Annotated in this window: 15 protein-coding genes and 3 pseudogenes; 9 read left to right on the top strand and 9 right to left on the bottom strand. The window is 46.6% G+C overall.

Annotated features, from left to right (window positions below; genetic code table 11):
- Positions 1 to 167 precede the first annotated feature (167 nt).
- Positions 168 to 1,193, bottom strand: a complete 1,026-nt coding sequence (locus ABCW45_RS04250; protein WP_117484394.1) for a branched-chain amino acid aminotransferase — start codon at positions 1,191 to 1,193, stop codon at positions 168 to 170.
- A 392-nt stretch (positions 1,194 to 1,585) separates the two neighbouring features.
- Between ABCW45_RS04250 and ABCW45_RS04245 the strand changes: the two genes are divergently transcribed.
- Positions 1,586 to 2,860 (top strand): MFS transporter, encoded by a 1,275-nt coding sequence (locus ABCW45_RS04245; RefSeq protein WP_343220347.1) that lies wholly within the window; start codon positions 1,586 to 1,588, stop codon positions 2,858 to 2,860.
- Here ABCW45_RS04245 and ABCW45_RS04240 read toward each other — a convergent pair.
- A complete protein-coding gene (locus ABCW45_RS04240; RefSeq protein ID WP_021905423.1) occupies positions 2,793 to 3,713 on the bottom strand; it encodes a LysR family transcriptional regulator in 921 nt (306 codons plus the stop codon). The two genes, ABCW45_RS04245 and ABCW45_RS04240, sit on opposite strands and share 68 nt — an antisense overlap.
- 216 nt (positions 3,714 to 3,929) lie before the next feature.
- Between ABCW45_RS04240 and ABCW45_RS04235 the strand changes: the two genes are divergently transcribed.
- From ABCW45_RS04235 to ABCW45_RS04220, 4 genes are all read left to right on the top strand, one after another.
- Positions 3,930 to 5,207: an L-cysteine desulfidase family protein gene (locus tag ABCW45_RS04235; protein WP_117484435.1), complete on the top strand. Its 1,278-nt coding sequence runs from the start codon at positions 3,930 to 3,932 to the stop codon at positions 5,205 to 5,207.
- 260 nt (positions 5,208 to 5,467) lie between these two features.
- A complete protein-coding gene (locus ABCW45_RS04230; RefSeq protein ID WP_343220346.1) occupies positions 5,468 to 6,412 on the top strand; it encodes a LysR family transcriptional regulator in 945 nt (314 codons plus the stop codon).
- Positions 6,413 to 6,518: 106 nt separating this feature from the next.
- Positions 6,519 to 7,436: a glutaminase A gene (gene glsA / locus ABCW45_RS04225; RefSeq protein ID WP_343220345.1), complete on the top strand. Its 918-nt coding sequence runs from the start codon at positions 6,519 to 6,521 to the stop codon at positions 7,434 to 7,436.
- 336 nt (positions 7,437 to 7,772) lie between these two features.
- Positions 7,773 to 9,191: an alanine/glycine:cation symporter family protein gene (locus ABCW45_RS04220; protein ID WP_117484389.1), complete on the top strand. Its 1,419-nt coding sequence runs from the start codon at positions 7,773 to 7,775 to the stop codon at positions 9,189 to 9,191.
- Between the two features lie 341 nt (positions 9,192 to 9,532).
- Here the strand turns inward: ABCW45_RS04220 and ABCW45_RS04215 are convergent, their stop codons facing one another.
- Positions 9,533 to 9,964 carry an RrF2 family transcriptional regulator gene (locus tag ABCW45_RS04215; RefSeq protein WP_015553725.1) on the bottom strand — a complete coding sequence of 144 codons (432 nt, stop codon included), beginning with the start codon at positions 9,962 to 9,964 and terminating at the stop codon, positions 9,533 to 9,535.
- 233 nt (positions 9,965 to 10,197) lie between these two features.
- Here ABCW45_RS04215 and cysK point away from each other — a divergent pair, with 233 nt between their 5' ends.
- Both cysK and rbr read left to right on the top strand, forming a co-directional pair.
- Positions 10,198 to 11,130, top strand: a complete 933-nt coding sequence (cysK, locus tag ABCW45_RS04210; RefSeq protein ID WP_015553724.1) for a cysteine synthase A — start codon at positions 10,198 to 10,200, stop codon at positions 11,128 to 11,130.
- 516 nt (positions 11,131 to 11,646) lie between these two features.
- Positions 11,647 to 12,183, top strand: a complete 537-nt coding sequence (gene rbr, locus ABCW45_RS04205; RefSeq protein ID WP_015553723.1) for a rubrerythrin — start codon at positions 11,647 to 11,649, stop codon at positions 12,181 to 12,183.
- 237 nt (positions 12,184 to 12,420) lie between these two features.
- Here the strand turns inward: rbr and ABCW45_RS18000 are convergent, their stop codons facing one another.
- Together ABCW45_RS18000 and ABCW45_RS17995 are read right to left on the bottom strand one after the other, a co-directional pair.
- Positions 12,421 to 12,621, bottom strand: coding sequence for a transposase (locus ABCW45_RS18000; protein WP_165860036.1), 201 nt, complete (start codon positions 12,619 to 12,621; stop codon positions 12,421 to 12,423).
- A gap of 15 nt (positions 12,622 to 12,636) precedes the next feature.
- Entirely contained in the window at positions 12,637 to 12,909 is a 273-nt protein-coding gene (locus ABCW45_RS17995; RefSeq protein ID WP_118728055.1) for a transposase, read from the bottom strand.
- A 259-nt stretch (positions 12,910 to 13,168) separates the two neighbouring features.
- On the opposite strand from ABCW45_RS17995, the gene ABCW45_RS04195 reads away from it, so the two are divergent.
- Together ABCW45_RS04195 and ABCW45_RS04190 are read left to right on the top strand one after the other, a co-directional pair.
- Complete coding sequence (locus ABCW45_RS04195; RefSeq protein WP_015553720.1) at positions 13,169 to 13,762, top strand: type IV toxin-antitoxin system AbiEi family antitoxin domain-containing protein; 594 nt, start codon at positions 13,169 to 13,171, stop codon at positions 13,760 to 13,762.
- Positions 13,759 to 14,613, top strand: coding sequence for a nucleotidyl transferase AbiEii/AbiGii toxin family protein (locus tag ABCW45_RS04190; protein WP_242990660.1), 855 nt, complete (start codon positions 13,759 to 13,761; stop codon positions 14,611 to 14,613). The genes ABCW45_RS04195 and ABCW45_RS04190 overlap by 4 nt, the downstream gene beginning before the upstream one ends.
- 131 nt (positions 14,614 to 14,744) lie before the next feature.
- Here the strand turns inward: ABCW45_RS04190 and ABCW45_RS04185 are convergent.
- The 4 genes and pseudogenes from ABCW45_RS04185 to ABCW45_RS04170 all read right to left on the bottom strand — a co-directional run.
- A pseudogene (locus tag ABCW45_RS04185) lies at positions 14,745 to 15,434 on the bottom strand (IS1380 family transposase); the annotation flags it as partial.
- A 35-nt stretch (positions 15,435 to 15,469) separates the two neighbouring features.
- On the bottom strand, positions 15,470 to 16,378 hold the full coding sequence (locus ABCW45_RS04180; RefSeq protein WP_343220344.1) for a bacteriohemerythrin: 909 nt from the start codon (positions 16,376 to 16,378) through the stop codon (positions 15,470 to 15,472).
- Between the two features lie 380 nt (positions 16,379 to 16,758).
- Positions 16,759 to 18,104: pseudogene (locus ABCW45_RS04175) on the bottom strand (IS1380 family transposase).
- A 280-nt stretch (positions 18,105 to 18,384) separates the two neighbouring features.
- Positions 18,385 to 18,733, bottom strand: a pseudogene (locus ABCW45_RS04170) (transposase); the annotation flags it as partial.
- Between the last annotated feature and the right edge of the window lies 1 nt (position 18,734).

Raw genomic sequence — 18,734 nt, 5'->3', positions numbered from 1 at the left:
GAATCAATGGATTCTCTCGCAGTGATCTGATCCAGATCAAAATTTTTACATATTTGTTCCAGAATAGTATCATCGCTTAAATGGAATTCTCTTCCCATGCGATGTTAAAGAAAAAAGAGCAGGACTCCCCCAAAGGAATCCTGCTCTGATACAATTCACACGGTTAATTATTTGATCACATGGATCCAGCCTTCCGGTGCCTCGATGTGGCCCATCTGGATGCCTGTTAATGTGTCGTAGAGCTTCTGGATCACCGGACCCATTTTCTCCATGCCGCTCGGGAAGCAGATCTCGTTGCCGTGGTCTACGATCTTGCCGACCGGGGAGATAACAGCAGCGGTACCGCAGAGACCGCACTCAGCGAAATCTTTTACTTCTGTAAACGGAACCGGACGCTCCTCTGTCTTTAAACCGAGGTAATGCTCAGCAACGTAGAGGATGGAGCGGCGTGTGATGGACGGAAGGATAGAGTCGGACTTCGGTGTTACGACTGTGCCGTCTTTTGTAACGAAGATGAAGTTTGCTCCGCCTGTCTCCTCAACATAGGTTCTTGTAGCAGCGTCGAGATACATGTTCTCATCATAGCCCTGTTTGTGAGCATCAACGATGGCATGTAAGCTCATTGCGTAGTTTAAGCCGGCTTTTACATGACCTGTTCCGTGAGGTGCTGCGCGGTCGAAGTCTGTGACACGGATTGTGATCGGCTTAGCGCCGCCCTTGAAGTACGGGCCGACCGGTGTACAGAAAGCACGGAACTGGTACTCGGATGCCGGTTTCACACCGATTACCGGGTTTGTACCGAACATATACGGACGGATGTAAAGAGTTGCGCCGGAACCGTACGGCGGAACGAAATCAGCGTTTGCCGCAACCAGCTTTGTGATCGCGTCAATGAAGCGCTCCTTCGGGAACTGCGGCATCTCAAGTCTTGCTGCGGAGTTCATCATACGCTCAGCGTTTAAGTCCGGGCGGAAGGTTACGATGTGGCCGTCTTCTGTTGTGTATGCCTTTAAGCCCTCGAAGCAGGTCTGTGCATACTGGAATACACATGCACACTCGTTTAAGGTGATCATATCATCAGTTGTAAGAGTTCCCTCATCCCAGGAACCATCTTTGAAGTTGGATACATATCTGTAATCAGTTTTGATGTAACCGAATCCGATATTGGACCAGTCGATATCTTTCTTTGCCATTGGAAATTCCTCCATTCTGCCGTCTGACCGGCATTGTATTTTTTGCCGCCGGGGTCGGACGGTAATGTCTTTTTACTGCGGTACTGTTTCGATGTAATGAACAGTTACCGTGTTTTCTATTATAAGTACTTAAGATTTATCCTGCAAGTTCTTTATGGCAAAAAGATGAAAAAAATATGGGAAAATGGGAGAAATAATGCTACAATATAACCTTAAGGAATAAAGAATATTCCGCAGATTTATTCAGCATGCCCGCAGAGGCCAGACGCCTGCTATAAGAGTGAGTGAGGGAGCTGTAACTGGCGGACATGTAGCCGGAACCTTTCGGGGCAGACAGACGGATACCGGAGATGTGCGGAAAAGAAAAAAGCTGGGGAAAGGCAGAAATAACAATGGAACAAAAGAAAAACAGACTGCACTACGCCTGGTTCATCCTTGCGGGCTGCTGCATCCTGCAGGGGGCGACTCTGGGACTCATCAACAACTGTGCCGGTGTCTTTTACTCCCCGATCTGCAAAGAGCTGGGATTTGAGCTGGGAAAACTTACGATGTACCGGATGCTCTACTGCATCAGTTCTGCTTTGGCGCTGCCATTTGTGGCGACAAGCTTTCGGAAACATGATGTGCGGATCGTGATCAGCATTGCAGCTGTCATATACGGAGGCTGCGCGACCCTCATGGGTACCTTCCATGAACTGTGGCAGTGGCATTTGACAGGCATCATTCAGGGAATTGCCTCGTCCTTCGTCTGCATGATCCCGGCGCCGATCATTCTTGGAAACTGGTTTAAGAAAAAGACCGGAATGGCGGTGGGAATCTCCGCGGCGTTCTCCGGTCTCGTCGGCATGATCGGCAGCAGCTTTCTTGGAATGGCGATCCCGGCATTCGGATGGAGGGTGAGCTATGTGGCAGTTGGAATCGTCAGTACCGCGCTGGTCCTCCCGATCTCCCTGTTCGTTCTCCGCTACAAGCCGGAAGAGATGGGACTTCTGCCGTACGGGGCAGAGGATGTGGAGCAAAGGGCTGTATCAGGCACATCAGCGCCTGCATCCGCGGAAAACGGGACTCCGATAAAAGAATTGCTGCGTCAGCCGGAATTTTATATTGCCATAGGTGCATACTGGACCAGTGTGTCGTGCGCGTACCTGAATTCCTTCCTGACGCCCTGTGGGATCGCAGCCGGCCTGACGCTGCAGGCGGCGGCCATGATGACGAGTATATCCCTTCTCGGAAACATGTCCAGCAAGCTGATCCTCGGAAAGGTCAGCGACAGCCTTGGGATCATAAAGACCTTCGAATTTTCCATTGCGCTGGCGTTCTTTGGTCATGTGCTGCTGTTCCTGGGCTCCCCGAAGACTGTGATGGCGGGCTCCCTGTTCTTCGGTGTGACATTGCCGCTTTCCTCGGTCATGATGCCATTATTCTGCAGGATCTTCTGGAAGGGCGAGACATACAGCACGGCGTACGCCTACTCCACCATGGTGGGAACGCTTCTGGGAGCACCCTTCAACATGTGGTTTGGAACCTTTTATGATATAACGGGAGATTACAGGCTGACCATCGGAGTGAGCGCGGCGATGCTTATTATGTTGACCTTCCTTATCGTTCTTGAGGGTGTTCGTCTGAAACGGGCGAAGTCCGGAAAGTCTCCTTCGCAAGCTCGATAAAGGCGTCCATCTCACCGGTGTGCCATTTGTCTTTGTGATAGAGGACCTGACGGTAGAGCTCCATGTGGAAATCCTTTACTGGCAGGATCGAGAGAATACCGGATTCCACTTCATGCCTTACGGCAAACTCCGGGAGAAATGAGATCCCGGCATTCTGTTTTAACATATTGATAATGAATTCAGTGTTTCCAATTTCCAGGAAAGGCTTGATCTCCTTTCCGAGAGATGCCAGATACCGGTCAAGAACGAACCGGTAGCTGGCATTTTTTTCGGTCAGGAGGAATGGGTGGCTGATGACCGAGGCAAGGTCTGTGGGATCATTTTTTGCCAGCGTGTGGACGGAGGAAGAGACAAAGGAGATATTTTCCGGCGCTTCCAGAACTTTTATAAAACGCTTGTCGTCAATGGGCTGGTCGAGGAGATAGACCAGATCGATAGAGTTCTTGTTCATGCGGTCCAAAAGAACATCCGGGGAGTCCAGAACGATGCTCACGGAGACGTTCGGGTAAAGCTGATGGAATTTCTTTAAAAGATCCGGAAAGATGGATTCACAGATGGATTCAATGGTTCCGATGGTGAGGTCACCGGAGAGCTCAGTGGAGGCGGAAACCGCGTTTTTCGCGTCGGCGACGGTGCCAAGGATCGTCACGGCATAGCGGTAAAAGATCTCCCCGTGATGGGTCAGGACCGTCTTTTTTCCGAGACGGTCAAAGAGATGGATGCCGAGTTCCTCCTCTAACTGTTTGATCTGGACCGTGACGGCGGCCTGGGAATAACCTAACGCCTCGGCGGCTTTTGAAAAACTTTGCTTTTGCGCGATCTGTAGAAACGTGCGGATCTCTCGAAGTTCCATGGCGGATTCCTTTCTTCTCTATAAAAATTTATAAACGATCTGTTTAAAACGTTCAATTTTACTTTTAGCACTTCTTATGATACGCTAAGAATATAGAAATTGCAAGAAAATAGCAGGATAGAATGCGAATTTTCAGGATGTGAGACTCGGAGTCATGAATGGCAGGCGGAAAAAGTGATCCGATCGGCAGAAAAGAACGGAGAAAGGACGGATACAATGGAGAAAAGCGATATCAGATATCAGGCATATGTGAGTATTCTGGAAGAGGAACTGAAGCCGGCGATGGGATGTACGGAGCCGATCGCCATCGCTTACTGCGCGGCAGTCGCGAGGGAAGTGCTCGGCGGACTCCCGGAGAAGGTGAAGGTAGGAGCCAGCGGCAGCATGATCAAGAACGTAAAATCCGTGATCGTCCCGAATACGGATCATTTAAAGGGAATTCCGGCGGCGGCGGCGGCAGGAATCGTTGCAGGTGATCCGAAAAAGGAACTTGAGGTCATAGCGTCTGTCACAAAAGAGCAGATCACGGCGATGAAGGAATTCCTTCAGACGACCCCGGTGGAAGTGGAGCACATTGATAACGGAATCACCTTTGATATCATTGTGACACTGACACGCGGAACAGATACCAGCATGGTCCGCATCGCAAATTATCACACGAATGTGGTACATATTGAAAAGAACGGAGAAGTCATCAGGGATACTCCGGTGAATGGTGAGGAGGAGGAAGGTCTTACGGACCGCTCACTGCTCGATATGGAGCATATCTGGGACTTTATCCATACAGTGGATGTGAACGATATCAGAGAGGTTCTGGAGCGCCAGAAAACTTACAATATGGCAATCGCCAGAGAGGGAATGCGTGGGCAGTATGGATCCAACATCGGCGCACTTCTTCTCGATATGAACGGAAATGATGTCCGTACACGGGCGAGAGCCATGGCGGCAGCCGGATCCGACGCACGAATGAACGGATGTGAGCTTCCGGTTATCATCAACTCCGGCAGTGGAAATCAGGGAATCACGGCTTCTGTTCCGGTCATCGTATACGCAACGGAGCTGGGAGTCGATGAAGATACCATGTACCGGGCGATGGCACTCTCAGATCTCACGACGATCCACCAGAAGACGCCCATCGGAAGACTTTCCGCCTACTGCGGTGCAGTCAGCGCGGGTGCGGGGTCCGGAGCGGGGATCGCGTATCTCTCCGGAGCGTCCTATGATGAGGTGGTCCACACCGTGATCAATGCGGTAGCCATTATCTCCGGTATGGTCTGTGACGGCGCGAAAGCGTCCTGCGCGGCAAAGATCGCTGAGGCGGTGGACGCGGGGATCATCGGCTACTATATGGCAAAGCGTGGTCAGAACTTTGATGACGGTGACGGAATCGTGACGGCCGGGATCGAGGCGACGATCCGCAACGTGGGACGTCTCGCAAAAGAGGGAATGAAGGAGACGAATGATGAGATCATCAGCATTATGATCGGGAGCTGAGGTCTGTCATCCCGTGTGAATTAAGATATGAAAGTATGGTTTCGGAGTGTTGTCCAGGTGACGGCACTCCGCTTTTGATGTATAAGGTTTTTTCTGTGAGAAATAACCTTAGTTTGATAAAGAATAACAAAGAAGTGGAAAGATATGGCAAAAAATGATACATTATATACAAGAAAAGCCGCGGGAATGTGCGGCTTTCAGAAATTCTTTTCAGCAGTGATGCGTGGGAAGAGAGATAGAAAAATGAGGGAGGGAAGAACATGAGCTATGATATCAATCTGAAACATCTGGAATACTTCATCAAGGTGGCGAGACTTGGTTCCATCAACAAGGCGGCCCAGATGCTCTATGTTTCCCAATCCCATCTTGGAAAGATCATTCATGACCTGGAGGAGACCGTTGGAGCGCCGCTCTTAAACAGGAGCCGTCAGGGCGTGACGCTGACTCCCGAAGGAAATGAGTTTTTGGAGCGGTCGGTGCGGATCTTAAAGGAAATGGAAGAAATGCACCTGCGGCCTTTAAAAGAGATGGAGAAGACAGAGCCCCTGGCGGTGTCCATGACAAAGTTCTCCCATGTGATGGAGAGTTTTATCACTATCGTGAGACGTTACCAGGATCAGCCGGAATTCACCCACCGCCTGTATGAGGGGCAGTTGGAGGATGTCATCGAGGATGTGGTCTCCGGGCGGGCCGACATCGGAATTTTCCATTTCGACAGCCAGAGACATGAGGAGATCCAGGTGATGGCGGCGGCAAAAGGTCTTACATATCGGTTCCTCTCCTATGTGGAACCGCAGATCGTGATCTCAAAGGATCATCCGCTCGTCCGGGAGAAGAAGCCGATGACGAGGGAGAATCTTGCGAATTACGGATTTATCCGCTATATGGGGCTGTATGACGATATTCTCTCCAATATCCTCGGACCAAATGAGGATGGGGGAAGTACGGGAAAGAAGAAGGAGATTTATGTGACAGGGCGTGCGACGCTCATGAACCTGATCGCACAGACGGATTTTTACAGCATCGGAATCCATGACTTTGACAAGCAGCTGTCGGATTTCCGGGCAGTTTCCGTGCCGATTCCGGGGTGCGAGGTGAAGCTGGAATTCGGGTATGTGACACTTGCGGATGTGCCGATCTCCGGGATCGGGGAAGAGTTTTTGAAGGAAGTAAGAGAGCGGCTTGAGAGGGGACAGGACGTTTAAAATAAGAAAAAAGCACGGAAAATGTGCTGACAGGAGTTTCCTGCGAAGTATGGAAAGTGCGGCAGCAGGAGTGAAAGGTCATATAGGAAAGGAGTAAACAAAAGTTATGTTTCAGGATCTGATCAATGAGGCGCTGGAAACGGGACGCCCATACATCAAAGAGGGGGAGGTTGCGACGTACATTCCGGAGCTTGGAAGAGCGGACAAGAATAAGCTCGGAATCAGCATCTTCTGCCGGGATGGAAGCCGGTTCTCCTGCGGGGACACAAAGGACCGGTTCAGCATCCAGAGTATTTCGAAGGTTATCAGCCTTGCGGTAGCCCTTGAGGTCTGCGGGTTTGACATGGTGTTTGAGAATGTGGGGATGGAACCGTCGGGGGACGCCTTCAACTCCCTGATCAAGCTTGAGGGATCTAACAGCCATCCATACAATCCGATGATCAATTCTGGAGCAATCGCAGTGTCGAGCTTTATTGAGCCGAAGGTATCGTTTGAGGAGATGCTGAAGCTGGCGAGATGTTTCTGTCAGGATGACGGGATCGTTCTGGATGAGAAAGTCTACGGTTCAGAGATGTCAACGGTGGCGAGAAACCGCGCCATCGCCTATCTTTTAGAGAGCAAGGGCGTGATCAATGGAAATGTGGAGGAAGCGCTGGATTTCTATGTGAAAATGTGCTCGCTGAGCGTCACGGCGGAAAGCCTTGCGGGTTTGGGACTTCTGCTCGCGAATGACGGAGTGGATCCATCCGGAAAGCGGCTGCTGAATTCCGATACCGTGAGAGTCGTGAAGACGATCATGCTGACCTGCGGCATGTATGACGGGTCCGGGGAATTTGCGGTCCGCGTGGGGATCCCGTCGAAGAGCGGTGTCGGCGGCGGGCTGCTCTCTGTTGTTGACGGAAAGATGGGGATCGGAATCTATGGTCCGTCCCTGGACGCAAAGGGAAACAGCATTGCGGGGAGAAAGATCCTGCAGTTCCTTTCCTCACAGATGAAATTGCATATTTTTGCGAAGAAAGACTGAGCAGTTTTTTGATGAAGGGTAACAGTTCATCAGGTTACGATGAAAGTATGAAAGTGGTACGGGCCCCAGGGAAAAATGGGCGGACGGAAACTTTCTTCTTTAGAGAAAAATTAGGAAGGGGAGGTATTAAGAGAGAAAATCAGGCAGAAGTTTGGGCTGATGATCACACAAAGATGCAGGTTGTCGCAAGCGACCGCGCTCGGCACGAGAATGTGTCGAGGTACATTCTTCTTCGGGGATAATGAAATGTGTGGTCCTGGCAAAATGATTGTAAATACGGGTAACTTACAGTAAAATTTTGGGGTAACAAAAAAGAAAAAAGAGGGGTAACAACACATGTACGATTTGTATGGGGCACTGATCGGGAATCTCAGTAATTATCTTTACACATACATCCTGATCATTTTACTTGTTGCAGGCGGAATCTACTTTACGGTCCGCACAAAGTTTGTTCAGTTCCGCTATTTAAAGGAATCTTTGCGGGTCGTTCTCGCACCGAGTGAGGATGACAAGGCGATCTCGTCCTTTCAGGCACTTATGGTTTCGACGGCATCCCGTGTGGGAACCGGAAATATCGCAGGCGTATCCACAGCAATCTGTCTCGGCGGACTCGGATCATTATTCTGGATGTGGCTCACAGCGCTTCTGGGAATGTCTACTGCTTTCGTGGAGGGAACTCTGGCTCAGATCTATAAGCGCCGTTCCGATGACGGCGGCTGCTACGGCGGTCCGTCCTACTACATCGATCAGGCAACCGGAAAACACTGGCTCGGAATCCTGTTTGCAGTGTTCATGATCCTGACCTACATGGTCGGCTTCAATCTGGTTGCATCCTTCAATATCGCAGATGCATTCCGTGTCATTCCGGCATACTCCCAGAATGAAAACCTTGCAAAATGGATCATCGGCGGCGTGCTTGCAGTGTTATTCTTCGTCTGCATCAGCGGCGGTGGAAAGCAGATCGCAGGGATCACGGAAAAGATCGTTCCGTTCATGGGATTCTTCTACATTGCGGTTGCCGTGTTCGTGATCGTGACCCATATCACACTTCTTCCAGGAGTGTTCGCAGAGATCTTCCGCAACGCGTTTGATGTGAAAGCAATTTTCGGCGGATTTACGGGGTCTGCGGTCATGCTTGGTATCAAGAGAGGTCTTTTCTCTAACGAAGCCGGTGTCGGCGCTGCTGCGTGTGCGGCTGGTTCCGCGGGTGTTTCCCATCCGGTAAAGCAGGGACTTGTTCAGGTGCTTTCTGTATTCCTTGATACCTGTATGATCTGTACAGCAACTGCGATGCTGCTGCTCTGCTCCGGTGTGGAGCCGGATGCGGATATGGCCGGAATGGCCTATGTGCAGGCGGCTATGAACAGCACACTCGGCAAGTTTGGTGTTGTGTTTATTACAGTTTCCCTGTTCCTGTTTGCATTTACGACTCTGCTTGGAAACTTCTATTATGCGGAGACAGGGCTTGCGTATCTTTGCGGCATGACTCCATCTAATGGGGCAAAGTGGTGCATGAGGATTGTTGCTGCGGTGGTTGTGTGCGTCGGCGCTACGATGAAGCTTGGTATTGTCTGGGATACAGCGGATGTGCTGATGGGCTTCATGGCGCTGATCAATGTGCCGGTGATCGTTATTCTCCTGAAGCCGGTACTGCGGTGTCTTGAGGATTATACAGAGCAGAAAAAGGCCGGAAAGAATCCGGTGTTTAAGGCGGAGCATATTGGACTGAAGGAGAAGGTGGACTTCTGGAATTAGGGACGATATTTCCGGGAATGGAATCAGATATGGAAATGGGTGAAGGGCAGCCGAAAGGCTGTCCTTTGTTTTTGGGACGGGAGCGGCGATTTTGGAGAGAGTACGCTGCCGGTCTGCCTCCAGTCCCAGACACCGGGTATTTCCCAGGCGGTTCCTCTAAGCTTGCGGAAGAATGCTAAGGGCGGTGGTCAGTCGGCACAACTCGCCTTCGGCTTAGACAAGTGCCGCCTGTCCACCAACGCATTCTCCCACGAGCTAAGAGGAAACCATGCCCGGAAAATAATGCGTCTGAGCCTGGAGGCAGACCGGCAGCTGGTCGTGGCTGTGCGAAGGAAAAGTTCTTATATTACATAGTCATCTCCGGGCTGACCATTCTGAACGAGGTCGGCGATGGTGACGCCGTCCAAGTATTCGTTGACGACTTTGTCGAGACCCTGCCAGAGAGGGAGAGTTTTACAGCTTCCCATTCTGGGACAGTCGGTGCTGCCGGGCTCTAAGCAGGCTACCGGAGCCATGGAGTTTTCAGTGAGGCGAAGAATGCTGCCGACTGTGTACTGTTCCGGTGCTTTTGTGAGGCGATATCCGCCGCCTTTACCGCGGACCCCCTCTAAGAGTTTTGCCTTTACGAGGATTTTGATGATGCCCTCGAGGTATTTTTCAGAGATTTCCTGTCTCGCTGCTGTATCTTTTAATGGAATATAGCCGTCTGTCTGGTGCTCCGCAAGATCGATCAGGACGCGGAGAGCGTAGCGGCCTTTTGTTGAAACCATCATAATCTGTATCCTCCCATGCTGCTGCGTGTTGCTGAATATTTTTGATCGTAATGTAAGTTTAACATTATTCCTATTATAATACAAGGTTTAAGGGAAATAAAGACAGTGAAAAGGATAAAGGTGTTGTGATATATGATAGAAATTTTCTAACATGATATCCGGAATGAGACTTGACAAACAGATGATATCGCCATATAATCCTATTAACATATATTAAAGGTGGGTAATAACTTATGGCAAACATATATACATCCGCAGACCAGCTGATCGGAAAGACTCCGCTCTTAGAGCTTACACAGATTGAAAAATCCGAGGGACTTAACGCGAAGATCCTTGCGAAGCTGGAATATTTCAATCCGGCCGGATCGGTAAAGGACAGGATCGCGAAGGCGATGATCGATGACGCTGAGGCGAAGGGAATCTTAAAGACTGGTTCTACGATCATCGAGCCGACTTCCGGAAACACAGGAATCGGTCTTGCGTCGGTTGCGGCTGCCCGCGGTTACCGGATCATTATCGTTATGCCTGAGACCATGAGTGTGGAGAGGCGCCAGCTTATGAAAGCCTACGGCGCGGAGCTTGTGCTCACTGAGGGCGCAAAGGGAATGAAGGGCGCGATCGCAAAGGCGGAGGAGCTCGCAGAGGAGATTCCGGGAAGCTTTATTCCGGGACAGTTTGTAAACCCGGCGAATCCGGAAGTTCATGAGAGAACAACCGGGCCGGAGATCTGGGAAGATACGGACGGCAAGGTTGATATTTTTGTCGCTGGTGTCGGCACCGGCGGAACCATCACCGGAACCGGAAGATATTTAAAGAAGCAGAATCCGGACGTGAAGGTCGTTGCGGTGGAACCGGCAAGCTCCCCGGTACTGAGCCAGGGCAAGGCAGGCTCCCACAAGATCCAGGGAATCGGAGCCGGATTTGTTCCGGATGTTCTCGACACAAAGGTTTATGATGAGATCATCGCTGTGGAGAATGATGACGCGTTCGCGGCAGGAAAGTTAGTTGGAAAGAAGGAAGGAGTCCTCGTGGGAATTTCCTCCGGTGCGGCGATCTGGGCAGCGATCGAACTTGCGAAGAGACCGGAAAACGCAGGAAAGACGATCGTGGCACTGCTTCCGGATACCGGCGACAGATACCTTTCCACACCGTTATTCGCGGACTAAGGGAAGAAAAAACAGATAAAAATATATGAGAAAGACTGCGGGTTCATATCGGTTGATATGTGGATCAGCAGTCTTTTTATGCAGCAGGAAATGCCGGGGAATTCCCTGTTGCATAAAAGGCATTAACGTGCTAAAGATGCGCACTCGCGCAAAGATGTAGATTGCCGCACGCGACCGCGCGAGGCGCGAGAATGTGCCAGGCACATTCTTTTTCTACAATGGAAGCTCCAAATGTGCCGGGCGTATTTTTTGCGTTTTTGACAGAAGGTCGTGAAAAACTGTTTGGAGCAAAAGTAAATAAATTCTGCAAAACAATAATAATTACTATTATTGACATTTAAAACAAAGTATGTTAGAATACAACCATAAACAAGACGATACGCAACAGACAAGACGATATACAACAAAAAAGACGACCGTCAGACAGAAACGGTAAATTACAGGAACAGAAAGAATCATTTTGCAAAAAGAAGGGAAAACAATAAGAAAACAAGAATCAGAAAGGAGTTCAACACTATGAGCAGATACGCAGGAACAAAAACAGAAAAGAACCTCGAGGCAGCATTCTCCGGTGAATCCCAGGCGAGAAACAAATATACCTACTTTGCATCCGTAGCAAAGAAGGAGGGATACGAGCAGATCGCGGCTTTATTCTTAAAGACAGCTGACAACGAGAAAGAGCACGCGAAGATGTGGTTCAAGGAGTTAGATGGAATCAGCGATACCGCTGCGAATCTTGCAGCCGCTGCAGCCGGTGAAAACTACGAGTGGACCGATATGTACGAGGATTTTGCGAAGACCGCCGATGAGGAAGGTTTCCATGCTCTCGCAGCAAAATTCCGTATGGTAGGCGAGATCGAGAAGCACCATGAGGAGCGCTACCGTGCCCTTCTTAAAAATGTGGAGACAGCTTCTGTATTCGAAAAGAGTGAAGTAAAGGTATGGGAGTGCCGCAACTGTGGGCATATCGTGATCGGAACAAAGGCACCGCAGGTATGTCCGGTCTGCAGCCATCCGCAGAGCTACTTTGAAGTTCGCGAAGAAAATTATTAAGTCATATGCTTACGTTATGGCACTGTTCTATTTCATTGCCTGCTGAATGAAAGGCATCGAAAAGAAGGGGCTGTCGCATTAGCAAATATTTTTTGCTGGGCGGCAGCCCTGCTTTATGCCCAAATGGCATCGAAATCGGTCACGTTTTCGATGCCATTCTTTATAAACGCAGTTCATTCCCAGGCATCCCTTTCGGCATGCCTTATTTCAGGCTGTTTTGTTTTCAACTATCAAAATCTATGCCCTTTTTAATGGAAAAAGATAACTTCCCGTTCTTCCGGTCTGAATCTTGCAATGGAGCTTATTGATATTTCGTCCCATCGCCAGAAGGATGCTCTCTGCCAGTGCATTTGCCTTTCCACGATACAGATATCTTCGAAAATTCATGTCCTCTTTTACGTCAGCAAAAGAACCTTCTGCCTGAATACTGCGATTCATACGGAGCATCGTTCCCTACTCACTTGTGATCCGTTCCAGATCTTCTGCACGTTTTTGACTCATCGTCTTCGAGACCATCAGCACTTTACTACGTTTTTCCATAGGTGTTTTGCAGTTGTTTCCCTTGATACATTCCGTTTTATAAGGACAGCCGGTACAGTCTGGACTTCTGTAATAAGTTTTTACACTGACATATCCGCTGGCTGTTTTACTTCTGCGTTCATTTGTAACAGTCAGTTCCCTTCCATTCCGATAGATATAGCTGTCTCTGTCTGCGTGATACTCCATGTTTTCTCTTCTGCTGATGTCTTTTTTGTATTTTCGGGTTTTCGAAATCTCATAGTTCTGCGGCTTTATATAGGCGGTCTGTCCGTTTCCCTCTGTTGTTGTTCGATTTTTGGTGTATGGTAAATGTCTTGCTTTAGATTGCCGTTTACTTCGGTCGTAATTTAATTGTAAATATTTTTTGAATGTTTCCAACAAGATATTGACTTTAATCGTAATTATGAGCATAATGTTATTGAGTTATTATAACCGAGGTGAGTGTATGGATTACATGACTGAACTCACCGCTATTGCAAAAACGCATGGCGGAATTATTGAAACGAAAATAGCAGCGCAACGCGGCATCTCCAAGGCGATGCTTTATAAGTTGTGCAAAGAAGATAAAATCCATCGTATTGTAAAAGGCCAGTACATTCTTCCCGATGATATGCAGGATGAATTATTGGCAATCAGTAACCGTTCAGAAAGAATCATTTTTTCTCACGAAACAGCTCTTTACCTTCACGGAATTTCTGACCGTACTCCATTTGAGCATACGGTTACTGCACCGTCTGGTTGTATTCCTTCTGCGGCAATTAAATCTGAATGCAAAGTGTATTATATCAAGCCTGAATTGTTTGAACTTGGCAAAACAACGCTGAGAACACCTGCTGGAAATGATGTTCCTGCATACGATCTTGAACGCACCATTTGTGATGTAATTCGCAGCCGTAACAAATTGGGAACTGAAACATTTTTAGCGGCACTTAAAATGTACGCCGCAAGCCCGAAGAAAAACCTAAACCAACTGAATACATATGCAAAACAGATGCGTGTTGAAAAAGTGTTGCGTCAATATTTGGAGGTGCTTCTGTGAGTAAAGCAATGAGTTTGAAGGCGAAAATTCGCAATATCGCAAAACAGAAGAATATCCCTGCACAGGTCATTCTGCAGAACTATATGTTTGAGCGTCTGCTTGTCCGCCTTTCCGCTTCCGAATACAAAGAGAAGTTTGTATTAAAGGGCGGTATGTTGGTAGCCGCCATTGTCGGACTCGACAACCGCGCAACCATGGATATGGACACCACTCTTAAAAATCTGCCCCTTACACCGGAAGCAATTCGCAGTGCGTTGGAAGATGTTTGTGACATCGCATTCGATGACGGCGTTGTATTCGAGATTGGCACAATTTCGCCCATCCGTGAAGATGATATTTACGGCGGATACCGTGTCATGCTGAACGCCAAGTTTGATACTCTGCTGACTCCACTTAGCATTGATGTGTCCACCGGTGATGCTATTACACCCCATGCGGTGCAGTACAACTTCTCTGAAATTTTCGATGATGAGAAATCTTATGAGCTGTGGGCATACAACATTGAAACCGTCATGGCTGAAAAGGTTGAAACTATTTTACGCCGTGGCGTGTTCAATACTCGTCCCAGAGATTTTTACGATACCTATATACTGACCACAACGCAGAAATTCGATAATGCGGTATTTGCTGATGCGTTAAGTGCAACTGCCAAGCATCGTGGCACTACAGAACAGATTGCAGATGTTCCTTCTATTCTTTACAACATCGAAGAAAGCCCGGAACTCAAAACAATGTGGGACAAGTATCGCAAGCAGTTTTCTTATGCGAAAGATATTACTTACGAACAAATTATGGATTCCATAAAGACTTTGCTCAAACCTGAATTATTCACGGAGCAATTTCTAACCTAAACCTTGCACCATGAATTGAAAAAATGATCCATGCAGCCATAACTTCTCTCAATTTGTCAGAAAAAAGGGCATAAAATCCCTATGACGAGTTTTTGAGCAATTATCAGGCTGTCAAGGTTCGTTGACAGTTGCTATTCCAGCTGTACATCCAGCTTACCTATTGCAGAAAGGGTGTCATAAAACTCTTCTTTATATGGACAACTGCTGCACAGCTTGAATGTGATATATCTTGCTGAACGGACTACTTTTGCAGCAATCTTCAGCAGTTTTAAACGAACGGTATCAATGCGTTGTTTCTGCATTTCTGCTGATAATACCAATCGTCTAAACCAATTAAATATGTTGTAGGCAAGAGTATGTACCTGGACTCTGTTTGCATTTACGATTCTGTTGTGACTGCTCACCGCAGAAAAATCAAAACCAGATTTGCTTTCTTTGATGAAGTTTTCCATCAGACCTCTTTTGCAGTAAAATTTGATAAGGTATTCTGGTGAGGAATCCATGTTTGTGACGATAAAGGTATACATGTAAACCATTTGGTTTTCTGGCTTCTCAACCTTGCACACAACGCGTCTTTCATAAGGCCATGGACCAGCTTTGTACATGAATTCACCGTAAACCACAGCGTAGTCTACCTTGTTATTTTGAGTCCGACTGGTAAGTGCATCTGCAAGAAACGACGCTTTTTCACGGAGAATCTTGTTTCCCTTCAGCCGGATGACATAGCTTGTTCCGTTTTCCTCACACTGTTTATAGAGATCAGGAGCTGCAAAACCACTATCGCCGAGAAGCAGGAGATGGATGGTTGGATAATCATTCACGATCACGGCTTTGCCGTGAATAATTCAGGTTTACTTTAAAAATATGCAATTTCTGACATCTTTCCATTTGAAGCTATAAAAAATTTTCCCATATCAGAATCAAATAATAATGATTTCTCAGGCTTAAGCATATCCAGCTCTTCCGGTATACTCCTTGCAATAATAAAACTGTTTGAACTCAGGGAAAGCAAATCATGATTGCCTACAAAATATTGTCCTATTGATCTCCAGAAATTTGCACCAAATGTCTGCATACTATATAAAACCAGATCCATCTCATCCTCAATATCTATCCCATAGATCATTTCAGCAACACGAATCAGAAATGTTTTCTCAATGCCTGATATAACTACAATTTGGCGGGATCCCAGATTGTAAACCATTTTCTGGCATATAACTTTTCCAAAGTCTTCACCTTGATAGTTTCTATTTATAATCTTCACATTTGCTGCAACATTGAGAAATGAAATCAAATTTGTATTGATCACATTTTTCAGCTGCTCTTCAAAATCACTATTGTATGAAGATATGGCTGAGATTCCTTTCCCTACAATTGCCATATCTTCTGTTATTATATGTTCCAAAAGCCATCCAATTCCATCTCCCACAAGTTCTGCTATCTCTTTTTTGCTGCATTCATTGCGCTTTACAATGTCTGCTTTTTTTTTCAGCAGCATATTATAAAACTCGTCATGCAGCATCTTATGAAATTCATAACCGGCATAACCTATCTCCCGCATATATATTTCTTCACTCTTTGCATGCCTTTTAAAATATCTAAGCATATATTCCAGAGTTTCATTCATAAGGAATAACCGGTACTTCGCATCATCTCCTCTCTCCATTACTTTATTATAAATCTGATCTGATATCCGAAACAATTCTTTATGCTCTTCATCAAGTTTATCTATGCCCATAAGATAATTTTTACTCCATTTGATCATTTTGTCGTCTCCCTTCATGTTTTTATACTGTCAATATGCCTGTATTATCCAATTTTGCAGTTAACGCTTTAACCATTATATCATTCCCATTTTACATTTTCAACACGCGAACTTTACATTTTTAATGAAATATAAAAAGCGCCTCCCGGATTCAGAATATATTCATTCTGTTCCAAGAGACGCACTCACTGTCTTTTTATAAAAATGACTACTTATCCTGAATTATTCACGGAGCAATTTCTAATCTAAACCTTGCACCATGAATTGAAAAAATGATCCATGCAGCCATAACTTCTCTCAATTTGTCAGAAAAAAGGGTATAAAATCCCTATGACGAGTTTTTGAGCAATTATCATGCTGTCAAGGTCCATTGACGGTTGCTATTCCAGCTGTACATCCAGCTTACCTATTGCAGAAAGGGTGTCATAAAACCCTTCTTTATATGGACAGCTGCTGCACAGCTTGAATGTGATATATCTTGCTGAACGAACTACTTTTGCAGCAATCTTCAGCAGTTTTATACGAACGGTATCAATGCGTTGTTTCCGCATTTCTGCTGATAATACCAATCGTCTAAACCAATTAAATATGTTGTAGGCAAGAGTATGTACCTGGACTCTGTTTGCATTTACAATTCTGTTGTGACTGCTCACCGCAGAAAAATCAAAACCAGATTTGCTTTCTTTGATGAAGTTTTCCATCAGACCTCTTTTGCAGTAAAATTTGATAAGGTATTCTGGTGAGGAATCCATGTTTGTGACGATAAAGGTATACATGTAAACCATTTGGTTTTCTGGCTTCTCAACCTTGCACACAACGCGTCTTTCATAAGGCCATGGACCAGCTTTGTACATGAATTCACCGTAAACCACAGTGTAGTCTACCTTGTTATTTTGAGTCCGACTGGTAAGTGCATCTGCAAGAAACGACGCTTTTTCACGGAGAACCTTGTTTCCCTTCAGCCGGATGACATAGCTTGTTCCGTTTTCCTCACACTGTTTATAGAGATCAGGAGTTGCAAAACCACTATCGCCGCGAAGCAGGAGATGGATGGTTGGATAATCATTCAGGTACTCGTCGAGAATCGGCTGCAGGAAATCGGTTACACCGGTACAGGAATAAGCCGCTCCATCACGGAGTTGGATTTTATCAGATCACCAGTGATTCTGTCATAACAGACGAGCGGATGGTAGCCATTACTCTGATAATGGAAGTTAAATGCCCTGCCTTCCTGTTTGCCGTATGCTGCGAGGAGCGTGGAATCCAGATCCAGGATGACGGCCTGAGGCATCTGGATGCTGTAGATCCTTTTTCTGAGTATCCGGCTGATCTCCTGGAACTGCTTTAAAGTATCTTCATCCATGCGGTTAAAGAATCCTGATACGGTTGGCTGAGATGCTAATGCGGATTTTTCAAGTACAGCTTTAAAAACAGGATCATTGGTCAGTTCATCCGAAGCATCATCTTCGAAGTAACCGGCCATGATCATATATATCATCTGGAGAAGGTTATCCCTGTCCGTATGATATCGAAACACTGCAGAATCATTGGTCTTAAATGAACGGTTTAAAATCCGTTCAATGCCAAGTCTGCTTATGAACTCTTTGATGAGGAGTAAGCCTGCATCGGAGGATAAGTCGCCTCCATCAAAATTTATTTTAATTTGCCTATTGCTTTGAAGTGAAAAGGTGTTTACAATACTCTTAAAGGGCTCCTTTGTTGGTATTTATTTTGATTAGACACCTTAATTTTACCACAAATGGATGCTCTTTTTATTCACTTAACAAGTGAAAAGCAATTAAAAGCAATATGCAATTAAAATACAGTAACTATGTGGCTTTCAGCCACGATTACGGCTTTGCCGTGAATAATTCAGGTATATTTATTGGCTGCCGATTCAATCTTGGTGCCATCAATAAAAATGGTCTTTCCCGAAATCTCACCAAGAAGATAGAGCAGATCTGACATTTGGGCAAGCAGAACCTTTGCGCAGGCAGAAAAATGTAGGGAGATAAAACGCGCAATCGTTGCATGATCAGGAGCAGGCATTCCTTCAAGGAGATACATAAAGTTGATATCCCGTTTACATGCTTTTCGGATATCTCGACTTGAGTAGATTCGATTCATTGCTGCATAGATAACGAGTTTCAGCATCTGACGCGGCGTTGCCTGATTTTTTCTGATCCTGCCATAAGTTTTATATAGTTCATAAAGGTCCATTTCCTCCACAAAGGCACTTACCGGACGAACTGGATCATCAGATGGAATAGAAATCTCTAAATCCAGCGGAAGTTTAATTTGATAATACAGCGAAAATGAGGTATAATCCCTCTGTATTATTTTGTTTAGTCGCATA

Source organism: Pilosibacter fragilis (assembly GCF_032490495.1).
Taxonomy (GTDB): Bacteria; Bacillota; Clostridia; order Lachnospirales; family Lachnospiraceae; genus Pilosibacter; species Pilosibacter fragilis.
This window is presented reverse-complemented; position numbering and strand designations above follow the sequence as displayed.